The 12,135-nt window shown below is 70.7% G+C and carries 11 protein-coding genes; 6 read left to right on the top strand and 5 right to left on the bottom strand.

Features of this window, described 5'->3' with window-relative positions; all coding sequences use genetic code 11:
• Positions 1 to 63 precede the first annotated feature (63 nt).
• The 4 genes from IPI43_18910 to nikR are packed head-to-tail and all read right to left on the bottom strand — an operon-like array spanning position 64 to position 4,218.
• On the bottom strand, positions 64 to 2,172 hold the full coding sequence (locus IPI43_18910; protein MBK7776172.1) for a TonB-dependent receptor: 2,109 nt from the start codon (positions 2,170 to 2,172) through the stop codon (positions 64 to 66).
• A 17-nt stretch (positions 2,173 to 2,189) separates the two neighbouring features.
• Entirely contained in the window at positions 2,190 to 2,939 is a 750-nt protein-coding gene (locus IPI43_18905) for a hypothetical protein (protein MBK7776171.1), read from the bottom strand.
• 8 nt (positions 2,940 to 2,947) lie between these two features.
• Positions 2,948 to 3,751, bottom strand: coding sequence for a hypothetical protein (locus tag IPI43_18900; protein MBK7776170.1), 804 nt, complete (start codon positions 3,749 to 3,751; stop codon positions 2,948 to 2,950).
• Positions 3,748 to 4,218, bottom strand: coding sequence for a nickel-responsive transcriptional regulator NikR (nikR, locus tag IPI43_18895; GenBank protein MBK7776169.1), 471 nt, complete (start codon positions 4,216 to 4,218; stop codon positions 3,748 to 3,750). Before nikR ends, IPI43_18900 begins: the two co-directional genes overlap by 4 nt.
• 175 nt (positions 4,219 to 4,393) lie before the next feature.
• Here nikR and IPI43_18890 point away from each other — a divergent pair, with 175 nt between their 5' ends.
• Positions 4,394 to 5,944, top strand: coding sequence for a serine/threonine protein kinase (locus tag IPI43_18890; protein ID MBK7776168.1), 1,551 nt, complete (start codon positions 4,394 to 4,396; stop codon positions 5,942 to 5,944).
• Between the two features lie 18 nt (positions 5,945 to 5,962).
• Here the strand turns inward: IPI43_18890 and IPI43_18885 are convergent, their stop codons facing one another.
• Positions 5,963 to 7,408: an aldehyde dehydrogenase family protein gene (locus tag IPI43_18885; protein MBK7776167.1), complete on the bottom strand. Its 1,446-nt coding sequence runs from the start codon at positions 7,406 to 7,408 to the stop codon at positions 5,963 to 5,965.
• 69 nt (positions 7,409 to 7,477) lie between these two features.
• Here IPI43_18885 and IPI43_18880 point away from each other — a divergent pair, with 69 nt between their 5' ends.
• From IPI43_18880 to IPI43_18860, 5 genes are all read left to right on the top strand, one after another.
• On the top strand, positions 7,478 to 8,410 hold the full coding sequence (locus tag IPI43_18880) for an NAD(P)-dependent oxidoreductase (GenBank protein MBK7776166.1): 933 nt from the start codon (positions 7,478 to 7,480) through the stop codon (positions 8,408 to 8,410).
• Positions 8,411 to 8,516: 106 nt separating this feature from the next.
• Positions 8,517 to 8,990, top strand: coding sequence for a MarR family transcriptional regulator (locus IPI43_18875; protein MBK7776165.1), 474 nt, complete (start codon positions 8,517 to 8,519; stop codon positions 8,988 to 8,990).
• A 157-nt stretch (positions 8,991 to 9,147) separates the two neighbouring features.
• On the top strand, positions 9,148 to 9,666 hold the full coding sequence (locus IPI43_18870) for an RNA polymerase sigma factor (GenBank protein MBK7776164.1): 519 nt from the start codon (positions 9,148 to 9,150) through the stop codon (positions 9,664 to 9,666).
• Positions 9,667 to 9,725: 59 nt separating this feature from the next.
• Positions 9,726 to 10,928, top strand: coding sequence for a formate-dependent phosphoribosylglycinamide formyltransferase (gene purT / locus IPI43_18865; GenBank protein MBK7776163.1), 1,203 nt, complete (start codon positions 9,726 to 9,728; stop codon positions 10,926 to 10,928).
• Positions 10,929 to 11,332: 404 nt separating this feature from the next.
• The gene (locus IPI43_18860; GenBank protein MBK7776162.1) at positions 11,333 to 12,133 is read left to right on the top strand and encodes an SDR family NAD(P)-dependent oxidoreductase; all 801 of its coding nucleotides are present in this window, start codon (positions 11,333 to 11,335) and stop codon (positions 12,131 to 12,133) included.
• Positions 12,134 to 12,135 lie beyond the last annotated feature (2 nt).

The raw sequence follows: 12,135 nt of genomic DNA, 5'->3' as shown, positions 1-12,135 counted from the left end.
GTTCCTCACGGCCGTACGGGTAGCGCCGCTGAGGCGAAGTTCAAGGCGAAAGCTGACCGCCGGTCAGAGAACGATCCCGAGCGTTAGCCGCGCGTTGAACGGCGGCCCCGCGATGGTCTGGAGCACGGGCAGCTCGCTGCGGGGTGGGCCGGCCGAGGGGTCGCTCGCGAAGTGGAATTCGCCCTCGCGCAGCTCGCGGCCCAGCAGATTCTCGAGCTCGAGGTCGAGACGCAGCCAGCGCCACGTGTAGCCAACTGTCGCGTCCACCATGAGCAGCGTGGCGCCGCGCGCCCCATGAGGCAGCGGCCTGGGCGCAACGGCCAGCGTGCGGAAGCCGGCGCGCACGCCGCTCGGGTGGTTCACCAACGCGCGCAACCCCGCCACCAGCCACGGCGCGAAGGGCACTCGCCGGCCGGACTCGATGAAGCGCGCGTCCGTCATGGTGACGTCGGCGCTGAGCGCGAGCCACGGCGCCGGACGCGCGCGCAGCACCAGCTCGGCCCCCACGCGCCGTGTGCCGTTGAGCTCCAAGTTCACGCCCGACACGTGGTCGAAGATGGACTCGCGCGCGATCCGCGTGGCAAAACCCGAGAGTGTCACGTCCAGCGACTCGAGCGGCGTCACGCGCACCCCGAGCTCGCCCGAGTCCGATCGCGTGATGCGTGGGCGCCCGTCCAGCAGCTCGCCTCCGAGCCCCTCGCGGCCCGGGTCGAAGCTGGTGAAGGCGCGGCCCTCGGGAGGCCGGAGGCCGCTTCCATACGCCCCGAACAGCGAAAGCGTGGAGCCAGGCTGGTAGCGCAGCGTCACGCGCGGCGAGAGCGCAGCCAAGTTGCCCTGCTGGTCGGCCGCGGGGTCGAGCAGGTCCGTGGGGTCCACGTGCACCAGGTCCACGCGCGCCCCTACGTCGAGCCGCAGCGTGGCTCCCATGTCGAGCCGCACACCGACGAGGGCGTGGGCGATGAGCTGTAGGAGGCCGAGCTCCCGTCGCGTCGACACGGGCTCGAGGTCCTGGCCGACGCGCTGCTCGCGCTGAGTCACGTGCTCGGCGCGCACGCCCACCCCGGTGACGAGCGCGAACAGGTCGCTGAGCCGCAGCACGTGGTCCGCACGGAGGCCCGCGGCCCAGCTGGTCTGCCCCTGGGCGCGTCGGTCTCCGTTGAGCGGGTCGAGCAGGAAGCCCGTGAAGTTCTCGCGCAGGTCCAGACGGCGCAGCGACCCGTGGGCCACCAGCGTCAGGCGGTGCCCAGAACGGCGCAGGTGGTAGTGCAGCGCCACCAGTGCGCGCGTCGAGCGCCCACGGCTGGCCGGGTCGTACGTGTCGTAGAAACCCACGCGACCGGCGCGGATGTCGTCCGAGCGCAGCGTCCCCGGCAGGTCGAAGTCGCTGTAGTGACCGAGGACGGACAGCTCGAGGCGCCCGCGGTCAGCATCCTCCAGCAGGCGCACGCGGCCGTTCAAGGCGACCTGCTGTAGGCGCCGGTTTTGGCCAAAGCCCTCGTCGTGCGTGGCGGACAGACCCACGAACTCGCCGCCGTCGCCGTTCGGCGACGAGTACCCCGCGAAGAGCCGGTGCCGGTTGGTGCTGCCCACGGTGTAGGCCACGCGCGCGCCGCGCAGGGTCTCCCCGACGCCCAGCTGATAGTCCGCGCTGCCCGCCATGCCGAAGGCGCCCTGCGCGAGCGTGAAGGGCCCCTTGGTGACGTCCACGCCCAGCACGAACTCCGGCAGGATCAGCCCCAGGTCCAGGTAGCCCTGCGCGTGCACGTTCGACCACTCGTTGAGCGGGATGCCCTCGAGCGTGATCTCGAGGTCGGCACCATGAATGGCGTCGAAGCCGCGCAGGAAGAACTGGAAGCCCTTGCCCTCGCTGCCGTGCTGCACGAGCGTCAGGCCGGGGACCTGCCGGAGCGCGTCCTCGGCGCTCCGGCGCGGCGCCGCTTGGAACTCCTCCGCGGTGACATGCTGGCTGGACGCTGTCTCGGGAGCGCTGCGCGCGTCCACCACGGCGAGCGCCGAGAAGCCCTCCTCGGCGTCGTGGTCGACGGGGTGGTCGGACGGGGGCGCGGGCGAGGCTTCCTCGGGGGAGCCGGTCGACGGCTGCGCGCGCCCGCCAACGGGGGCCGCCGCCTGTGCGCAGACGACCAGCAGACAGAGAGCGACGCGGCCGCGCATTTAGGTGTCCGCAGACCTCAAGGGGCCACGGGCGAGGCGTCACAGTGCCCCTCGCCGTCCACGTGCCCGAGGGTCCGCGACTGGGCCACGAGCCAGCTCCACAAGTCGTCGACGTCCTCGTTGCCGACGTCGTAGCTGCCCACACCCGCAGCGGCGAGCTCGGCCTCCGTGATCTGGTCGTTCATGTCCGTGTCGGCAGCCGCCAGCGCGTCGAAGCGCAGCTCGGGCTCCTCGGACACCAGGCTGTCGTAGAAGAGGTGGTCGGCGTGCACCGTCACCTGGAAGACGCCCGGGGTCGCGCTGGTGACGTGCGTCTCGGTCTCGCAGTTCTCGTACAGGGTGGCCTCGTCGAAGACCCAGTCGAAGCTCCGTGACTCCGCGCCCTTGGTGGCAGTCCCCTCGATCTCCACACGGCTGATGACGAAGCTGGAACCGTCATGGCGACCGGTGGGCACGAGCCCCTCCGTGAGGGCCTGACCCTCGCCGCCGCTGGCGGCCGAGATGTCCAAGGTCACCCCGTCTGCCAGGTCGACGCCAGCGATGGTGACGCCCGTGACCGTCACGTCGAAGCGTGAGAACTGGATGTCCCAGCCGTCCGCCAGGTCGCTCGCGGGGATGCCCTCCTCGATGAACTCCTCACCGTACACGCGGGCCTCCACCATGCCCTCGCCACCGCCTCCGCACGCGGACAGCGCCACCCCCACTGCGCAGCCGAGCGCCAAGCGAGAACCCATCGAACGTGGGAACGCGCGCTTCGAGATCGTCATCGTATCGATCACTCCGGGTAGTCCACGCGAAAGTGGTCGTGTGTCTGGAACGTGCGCCGCAGCGCGTTGTAGGCGTCCGCGACCGTGGCGACGTCTGGTGCGATCACCACGTCGCCGTTCGTGTCTGTGTCGAGCGTCGCGAAGTCCACCCCGTCGAACAGCGTGTCGCCCTCGAGGTCGTCGAGGAGCTCGAAGCGGAATTCGAGCGCCCCGGTGGCCTCTGCGGGGACCGTGACGTCGAAGGGTGCTCCCACCAGCTGCCGGTCCAGCGGCGAGTCGAGGATCACGGTGAACGCGATGCTCGCCTCGTCCCGGGTGGCCGTCCCGGAGAGCCACAGCGTGTGGCCCACCAGACCGTCACTTGCGTCGAGGCCGAGGGCCGTGCTGCCCCGCTCGAAATCGAAGTTGGCGGCCGTGTAGGTACCCACGATGAGCGTGGCGAGCCCCAGCTCGCGATCCTGGTCCTGCCCGCAGCGCAGCGCGAAGTCGCCCGGCAGCTCGCCCGTGACCTCGCCACCCTGGTAGTGGCCGGGGTGAGCCCGAGCGCGTGGCACGAAGGCGTCCGACAGGCGCTGCATCAGCGAGGCCGTGTGGACCTCTCCCGCGATGGTGAAGACCAGACCGCCCAGGGCGAGCCGGGCGTCGGTCACGGTGACCGCGTAGCCGAGATCCGTGGTGACGGTGGCCTCGGCGCCCGTGACGCGGCTGCAGTCCACGCGCACGGGGAGCTCGACGCGGGGCGCTTCTTCGGCGGCACACCCGCCTAGCGCGAGCGTCAACGCCCCCGCGCAGCACGTCTGGCGGGCGATCATCGGTGCCCGCGTCCGTGTGAGTGCCCGTGCCCGTGTTCGTGCTCGTGTTCGTGCGCCGGTGGCGAAACGCTGCTGTACACCGCGCGGCCGTGCAGCACGCCCGGCAGCCCGATGAGGTGGTTGGCCACGTGTCGCAGCTCTTTGGCGGGCCCGCGCAGGACCACCACCTCCATGCAGATGTCGTGGGACACGTGGATGTGCATGGACGAGTGGACCACGTCGTGGTGCTCGTGCCCGATCTCCTCGATCTGTCGGGCGAGGCGCCGCTTCCCGTGGTCGTACACCAGGGTGACCGACGCCATGGCCTCCCCCGTGGCGCGCTCGCTCTCGTCCTCGATCAGGCGGGCCCGGATCAGGTCGCGCATGGCCTCCGAGCGGTTGCTGTGACCGCTCTCCTCGATGAACCGGTCGAAGCGATCCATGAGGTCTTGTTCGATGGAGAGGCTGGCGCGTACGAGGTCGGTCATGGTTTACCAGGGCGAGTATTACGAACCTGCAAATCGTAACAACACCCTAAGGGGCGTCAAGGTCGGCCTCCGGCAACGATCCAAATGTCGCGCAACGATCCAATCTCACGCGAAGACGCGAGGCCCCTATCGTGCATGCGGGTCAACCGAGTCAGAGCTGCTACAGTGACCCCGAATGTCGATCGGAACGGCCCCAACGCAGACCGCCAAATCGTCGGCCGGCGAGCCCCGCAACGCTTCCGACTTCGACGCGAGCGCGTGGATCGGTCGGGAGATCGACGGACGCTATCGCGTCATCGAGCTGATCGCGTCCGGGGGTATGGGCGCCGTGCTGGCCGTCGAGCACATGCGCCTGCGGCACCGCCTGGCGCTCAAGATTCTGCTGCCCGACTTCGAGGACCACGCCGTCATCCAAGAGCGGTTCGAGCGCGAGGCGCTGGCCATGGCGCAGCTGGACCACCCGCACATCATCTCGGCGCTCGACTTCGGAGAGCTGCCGGACGGCACCAGCTACATGGTCATGCCGCTGGTGCGCGGCAGCAGCGTGCACGGGCTCATCGAGAAGCACGGCGCGCTCCCATGGCAGAGCGCGTGCCTCATCGCAGCACAGATCGCTGACGCGCTGGCAGCGGCGCACGCGGACGACATCGTCCACCGCGACCTCAAGCCGGACAACGTGCTGATCACCACCGAGGACGACGGCAGCTATCGCGCCACCATCCTGGACTTCGGCATCGCACGGGTGCGCAGCGCAGGCCGTGAGACACCGGCCCCCGAGCGCCTCCGGACGCTCACACGGGTGGGTGTGGTGATGGGCACGCCCGGCTACATGGCGCCGGAGCAGGGCGCAGGGCAGGCGGTGACCGCGGCGGCCGACCTCTACGCCCTGGGGGTGCTCCTGTGGGAGATGATCAGCGGCCGGCCGCTGTTCGACGACGTGCTCGACTTCACGGGCATCCTGACCCAGCAGCTCACGGTCGTGGCGCCCGCGCCCATGCCGCCTCCCGGCACGGACCCCATCCCGGACGAGCTCGGCGCGCTGCTGGCACAGCTCCTGGCAGCGCGCCCCGACGACCGGCCGGCCTCGGCGTCGCTGGTCCGCGACCGCCTGCGCGAGGTGGCCTACGCAGGGACCACGCGCGCCCTCGCGCACGGTGACCGCAACGAGGCCGCGAGCACGCAGCTTCACCCCGTGTGGCGGAAGCGTCTGCTCGTCGCGCTCGCGGGAGCCGTGCTCTTCGTCGTCGGAAGCGGGGTGGTCGGCATGGGCCTCGGCTATGCGCTCGGGTCCACCGAAGAGCACGACGACCCGGAGCTGATCGCGGCGGAAGAGGCCGCCGTCATCGAAGACGTCGAGGCTCCCGCAGAAGTGGCTGCAGCGGCAGCCGGCCCCGTGGGCGCCGAGACGCCGCTCGTTCGGCAGCTGCTGAACAGCAGCAGCTCGAGCGACCGCCGGGCGGCCGCGCGGGCCCTGTTGGCCAGCGGAGACGAGCTCCCCGCCTGGGTGCGCGCCGTGGCCGAATACGAAGGCGCCAGTGGCTGCACCCAGCGCCGCACGGCGGTGGACGGCATCGTGGCCGTGCGGCACCCCAGCGCCACCGCCGCCCTCGAGCGCACGGTCAACGCATCCCGCCGCGGCTGCGGCACCTTCGGCGCGCGCGACTGCTACTCGTGCTTCCGCCCCGCGGCCGAGCGCGGATTGCGCACGCTGCAGGGCCTGCCGTAGCCCGCCTTCGGCTTGCGCTCAGCGTCGCAGCGCCTTGACCTCGAGGAACTCTTCGAAGCCGAAGCGGCCCAGCTCGCGACCATTGCCCGACTGCTTGTAGCCCCCGAAGGGCGCATGCGGATTGTAGGCCGCGCCGTTGATGGCCACCTGCCCCGTGCGCAGCCGCCGCGCCACACGGAGCGCGCGCTCGGGGTCGGCGGACCACACGGCCCCCGACAGGCCGTAGATGCTGTCGTTGGCGAGGCGCACCGCTTCGTCCTCGTCGCGGTAGGTGAGGATGCTCAGCACGGGCCCGAAGATCTCCTCGCGCGCGATGCGCATCTCCGCGCGAACGTCCGCGAACACGGTGGGGCGCACGAAGAAGCCCTGCGGGAGGTGCTCGGGAGGCTCGGCGCCGCCGGTCACCAGCGTGGCGCCTTCGTTCACTCCCGCGCGGATCAGCTCACGCACCCGCTCGCGCTGGAGCCCGCTCACCAACGGACCGAGGCGGCTGCCCGGCGCGAACGGGTCGCCCAGGGTGAACGACTCCGCCACCCGTTTGGCGAGGGCGACGACCTCGTCACGGCGCGACTCCGGCACCAACATGCGCGTCCATGCCGAGCAGGTCTGCCCCGAATTCAGGTAGCAGTTGGTGACGCCCGCCGTGACCGCGGCCTCGAGCTCGGCATCGTCCAAGATGACGTTGGCGGACTTGCCGCCCAGCTCGCAGGTCACGCGCTTGAGCGTCTCGGCGGCCACCTGGGTCACGCGCCGGCCCGCGCGCGTGGAGCCGGTGAAGCTCACCATGTCTACCTCGGGGTGGGCCGCCAGCGCCTCGCCCACCACCGCTCCTTCGCCCGTGACCAGGTTGAAGACGCCCGCAGGAAGCCCACACGCCTCGATGATCTCTGCCAGCACGAACGCGTTCAGGGGGGCCACCTCACTGGGCTTCACGACCACCGTGCAGCCAGCCCCCAACGCGGGGGCGATCTTCGCCATGATCTGGTGGAGCGGGTAGTTCCACGGCGTGATAGACGCGACCACGCCGATGGGCTCGCGCACCACCAGCGTCCCATCGGCATCCACGTCGCCGCAGTACTCGGCGGTGAGGGCGGCGTAGTAGCGCGTGCTCTCGAGGGGCAGCCCCAGCTGCACGGCCCGAGAGAGCTCGAGGGGCATGCCCACCTCTGCCGCCAGCAGGCGCGCCAGCTCCTCGGCGCGAGCCTCGAGCCCGGCGTGAATGGCCCGCAGGAAGCCCGCTCGCTCCGACGAGGGCAAGGTAGACCAGCCCTCGAAGGCCGCGCGCGCCGCCCGCACGGCCGCGTCCGCGTCCTGCGCGTCGCCCGCCGGGACACTGGCCAGACACTCTTCGGTGCCCGCGTGCACCACGTCGATGGCGCCCTGCCCGTGCGGCGCACGCCAGCCGCCGTCGATGTAGAAGGAGCGCGTGTGTGCGCGCAGCGAGTCTCTCAGCAGCGGAGTCATGCCGACAGGCTCGCCGCATCGTGACGCCACCACAAGGGCGAACCCGTGCGATTGTGGTACACGGACGCGATGACGTCAGCGCGGCGAGTCGTGGTCACGGGAGCCGATGGGTGTGTGGGCAGTGCCATCGCGGATCACCTGCGTGCCGCAGGCCACCAGGTCATCGCGCAGGTCTTCGGCCGCGAGGCCGACGCTTCCATGGGAGAGGTGCGCGTGGATCTCACGAAGGAAGACTTCGCGAGCGCGCTGCCCCGCGGCCCGGTCGACGCGATCATCCACACGGCGGGGATGGTGAACCCGCGCGTCCCCAACTCCGTGATGTTCGCGGTGAACACGGGCGGGACGGAGAGGATGCTGGCCTGGGGCGCTCAGCAGGGCTGCGGCCACTTCGTGCAGATCAGCTCGGTGAGCGTCTATGGCGCCCGCGCCCTCGGCCAAGCGCGCACGGAGCAGACCCACCGCATTCGTTACGCTGCGCTGGCCTACGCGCGCTCGAAGGCGCTGGCCGAGCAGCGCATCGAGAAGGCCGGGCTGCCGTACACCCTGCTGCGCCTCCCCATGGTCATCGGCCGCGGCGACGTGTTCACGTCCCCGGTCATCGTGGGCGGTCTGCGAGCGGGCACGTTGTTCGTCTCCGGGGACGGCAACGTGCAGGCCACCATGATCGGCGTGCCGAACCTGGGTGTCCTGACCGAGGCGCTGCTGGCCGCGGGACCAGCCAATGCGCCTCTGAACTTCGCCGACCACCACCTCACCTGGCACGAGCTGCTGGTCGCCTATGCCGAAGCCGCGGGCGTCCCGCTGACCCCCCGGCGCCCGCCCCTACCGTTGGACGTTCTGCGTGGGCGCGCCTCCGAGTACTTTTTGCTGTACGGCATGAGCCGCTTCGGCGGGCACTTCCCCACGGACGCATTGACTGCGCACTTGGCGCGCGCAGGGCAGGCGCCGACGCTCCACGACTGGCGCGTGGCCGTGCGCGACGCCGTCGAGAGCCTCAGGTGATAGCGTCGCGGCAGCCCCAAAGCCGCCTGCTAGCCTCCGTGCCCGCGAGCGGCTAGAGCTGCGCGCTTGAAACGAACGGCCCCCCGGCCCGACTCCCCCAGAAGACATGGCCGACGAATGTATCGACTTGCCTCTCCCCGAGCGGAGCGCGCTGCACCCTGAGCCGCTGCCCCGTGTGGAGTTGTTCATGGCGCTGGTGCGCGCAGCGGACAAGCAGGTCGCCGAGACGAACGCGCTCTGCCAGGAGTACGGAGTGACCGGCCCGCAGTACAACGTGCTGCGCATCCTGTACGTGAACGACCCAGGCATCGGCCTTTCCTGCTCGCGCATCGGTGAGCGCCTGATCTCGCGCGTGCCGGACATCACCCGCCTGCTGGACCGCCTCGAAAACGCGGAGCTCATCGAGCGCTGCCGCTGCGCGGGGGACCGCCGCATCGTGCGAACGCGCCTCAGCGACAAGGGCCGCGTGCTGGTGGAGAGCATCGACGCGCCCATCCTGGCGCTGCACAACCAGCTGACCGAGGGCCTGAGCGACGACGAAGTCGCGGTCCTGACCAAGCTGCTGACGCGCCTCGGGTGAGGCCGAGCCGGGGAAATACCCGGCAAAGAGGGGTGTTCTAGAGCGAAGCGGGTCCCCCCGTGGCGGCAGAAACTCGTCTGTCACCACAATACTTGTTGACACGACCATTGTCCTGACGTAGATATTGGTTGTTCAAACAGAGATCGGGACAGCCACCATGAACACCACGCCTGCCATCATCACCGCCGACACGATCCGAGAGCTGGAGCCCATCCTCCTGGGCTACGCCCGCAAGCGCATCAGCAACGAAGAGCTGGCGCGTGACCTGGTGCAGGAGACCTGGCTCGCCGCCATGGTCTCGCTCCCGCGCTTCGCGGGGCGCTCCTCGCTGCGCACCTGGATCATCAGCATCCTGCGCCGGAAGATCGTGGACCAATACCGGCGTGCTCGGCCGCAGGTGGCCTTCGTCGAGGAGGCCCACGGCGAGATCGAGGCGGTGGACGTGGTGGGTCGCATGGACGACGCCGCGGCGCTGACCGTGGTGGCGCGTGAGCTGGACTCGCTGCACGGACGCGAGCGCGACGCCGTCACGCTGGTGGACGTGGAAGGCGTCGACCGAGACGACGCAGCCGAAGAGCTGGGCGTGACCCGCAACCACCTGCGCGTGCTCTTGCACCGCGGCCGCGCGCAGCTGCGTGGCGCTCTCGAAGCCGCCGACTACGCGCGCGCCGCGTGACGCCTCGCGCGGGCCGATTTGGATGGAGGCCCGCGCGCGGGATCTGCTAGAGGGCTGGCATGACCGACCGCCTGCGCCTCGGAACCGCCACCACCCGAACTCAGACCAAGCTGCTGCTGCTGGGCAGCGGCGAGCTGGGCAAAGAAGTGGCCCTCGAGGCGCAGCGCCTGGGGATCTACGTGGTGGCCTGTGACCGCTACGACAACGCGCCCGCCATGCAGGTGGCGCACGCGCGCCACGTGTTCCCCATGCTGGACGCGGAGCGCCTGCGGGCGGTGATCGAGGCCGAGAAGCCGGACTTCGTGGTGCCCGAGATCGAGGCCATCGCCACGGACACGCTGGTGGCGCTCGAGGCCGAGGGGGTGCGCGTGATCCCCACTGCGCGGGCCGCACGCCTCACCATGAACCGTGAGGGCATCCGCCGGCTGGCCGCCGAAGAGCTGGGGTTGCTGACCTCGCCGTATCGCTTCGCCGAGACCGAGGCCGAGTACCTTTCAGCCGTGCGGGCCATTGGGCTCCCGGCCGTGGTGAAGCCGGTGATGAGCTCGTCGGGCATGGGCCAGAGTTCGCTGCGCGCCGACGCCAGCGAGGAAGAGCTGCGTGCGGCGTGGCGTTACTCCCAAGAGGGCGCACGAGGCGGCGGAGGGCGCGTGATCGTGGAGGGGTTCGTGGACTTCGACTACGAGATCACGCTGCTGACGGTCCGCCACGTGGGCGGCACCAGCTTCTGCGCGCCCATCGGGCACCGGCAGGTGAAGGGCGACTACCACGAGAGCTGGCAGCCCCAGCCCATGAGCCCAGCCGCGGAAGCCGAGGCCGAGCGCATGGCCCGCGCGGTGACCGACTCCCTCGGAGGGCGCGGCCTCTTCGGCGTGGAGTTCTTCGTGCGCGGAGACCAGGTCTGGTTCAGCGAGGTCTCGCCGCGTCCGCACGACACCGGCATGGTGACCATGATCTCCCAAGACCTCAGCGAGTTCGCTCTGCACGTGCGCGCCATCGTGGGCCTGCCCATCCCCAACCTGCGCCAGCACGGCCCCTCCGCCAGCCACGTGATCCTGGGAGATGGCGACAGCAACGCGCCCGCCTTCCAGATCGACCCCGCCCCGCTGAGCGCGCCGGACACCGCGCTGCGCCTGTTCGGCAAGCCCGAGATCCACGGCCACCGACGACTGGGCGTGGCGCTGGCCCGCGGCGCCACGCTGGAGGAGGCCCGCGCGAAAGCCACCGCCGTGGCGGCAGGGGTGCGCGTCGTGCTGGAGTAAGGCGAGGCCGGAGTCCGAGGCCGAGACGGAGACCGAGGCCGAGACGGAGACCGAGTCCGAGGCCGAGGCCGAGACCGAGGCCGAGACCGAGGCCGAGACCGAGGCCGAGGCCGAGACCGAGGCCGAGACGGAGTCCGAGGCCGAGGCCGAGTCCTTCGATCCGGTATAAGACAATCGGGAAGGTCGCAGGGTGCGCAGGGCCGAGCTCGAGTCATCCGCGCTCCTGGGGACGCTCACCGACGCGGTCTCGGACTCCGTCTCGGTCTCCGTCTCCGTCTCGGACTCCGTCTCGGTCTCCGTCTCGGGTCTCCGTCTCGGACTCCGTCTCGGTCTCGGACTCCGTCTCGGACTCCGCCTCGGTCTCCGGCCCCGGACTCCCGCCTCGGTCTGCTACCATGCGCCGCATGGCATCGACAGCAAGCAAGTCGGCTCGGAGCGCAGGTGCGTGGGTGATCACTGGCGGGGCCAGTGGGTTTGGTCGCGAGTTCGCGCGGCGGCTGGCGGAGCGGGGGGAGCGCCTGGTGCTCTGGGACCTGGACCGGACGGCGCTCGATCGTGCGGCGGCGGAGCTGGGCGGCGACGTGCACACGGACGTGGTCGACGTGCGCGACGCGGCGGGCTTGGCGGCCGCGGCGGCTCGGGCGCGGGAGGCGGTGGGTCCGCTCGGGCACGTGGCGAACTGCGCCGGAGTGCTGCGCGTGGGCAAGGCCGAGGACGTGTCGCCCGCCGACTACAAGCTGATGATGGACATCAACTACCTGGGCAGCGTGTACGTGACCCAGGCGCTGCTGCCACACCTCGAGGAGGCCGCTGCGCGTGGCGGCAAGTCCACGCTGCTGCTGGTGGCCAGCGTGTCGGGCCTGCGCGGGTTTCCGCAGCTGGCGGGCTACTGCGCCAGCAAGTTCGCCGTGGTGGGCTTCGCAGAGGCGCTGCGTGTCGAGCTGCGCGATCGCCCCATCAGCGTGCGCGTGCTGTGCCCGCCGCCAGGGGACACGCCCATGGTGCGCAACCTCGCGAGCGTGCCGCCGGTGTACAAGCTGTCGCGCATGTTCTCGGCGGAGGAGATCGTGGACAGCGCGCTCGCCGGCCTCGACGGCCGCGACGACGTGCTGCTGGTGGACCTCGGCAGCCGCGCCACGCGCCGCTTGAACCAGCTGGTGCCAGGGGTGCTGGACCGCATCCTGCACATGGCGGGGAAGAGCTGAGC

This window comes from Sandaracinaceae bacterium (genome assembly GCA_016706685.1).
In the GTDB taxonomy this organism is placed as follows: domain Bacteria; phylum Myxococcota_A; class Polyangia; order Polyangiales; family Houyiibacteriaceae; genus JADJJE01.
Note: the sequence above shows the minus strand (reverse complement) of the source record. Positions and strands in the feature narration are given on the sequence as shown.

Bases quoted from the DNA above. Each gene is read 5' to 3' on its own strand.
- IPI43_18910 (MBK7776172.1), bottom strand. From the start codon at position 2,172: ATGCGCGGCCGCGTCGCTCTCTGTCTGCTGGTCGTCTGCGCACAGGCG.
- IPI43_18905 (MBK7776171.1), bottom strand. From the start codon at position 2,939: ATGACGATCTCGAAGCGCGCGTTCCCACGTTCGATGGGTTCTCGCTTG.
- IPI43_18900 (MBK7776170.1), bottom strand. From the start codon at position 3,751: ATGATCGCCCGCCAGACGTGCTGCGCGGGGGCGTTGACGCTCGCGCTA.
- nikR (MBK7776169.1), bottom strand. From the start codon at position 4,218: ATGACCGACCTCGTACGCGCCAGCCTCTCCATCGAACAAGACCTCATG.
- IPI43_18890 (MBK7776168.1), top strand. From the start codon at position 4,394: ATGTCGATCGGAACGGCCCCAACGCAGACCGCCAAATCGTCGGCCGGC.
- IPI43_18885 (MBK7776167.1), bottom strand. From the start codon at position 7,408: ATGACTCCGCTGCTGAGAGACTCGCTGCGCGCACACACGCGCTCCTTC.
- IPI43_18880 (MBK7776166.1), top strand. From the start codon at position 7,478: ATGACGTCAGCGCGGCGAGTCGTGGTCACGGGAGCCGATGGGTGTGTG.
- IPI43_18875 (MBK7776165.1), top strand. From the start codon at position 8,517: ATGGCCGACGAATGTATCGACTTGCCTCTCCCCGAGCGGAGCGCGCTG.
- IPI43_18870 (MBK7776164.1), top strand. From the start codon at position 9,148: ATGAACACCACGCCTGCCATCATCACCGCCGACACGATCCGAGAGCTG.
- purT (MBK7776163.1), top strand. From the start codon at position 9,726: ATGACCGACCGCCTGCGCCTCGGAACCGCCACCACCCGAACTCAGACC.
- IPI43_18860 (MBK7776162.1), top strand. From the start codon at position 11,333: ATGGCATCGACAGCAAGCAAGTCGGCTCGGAGCGCAGGTGCGTGGGTG.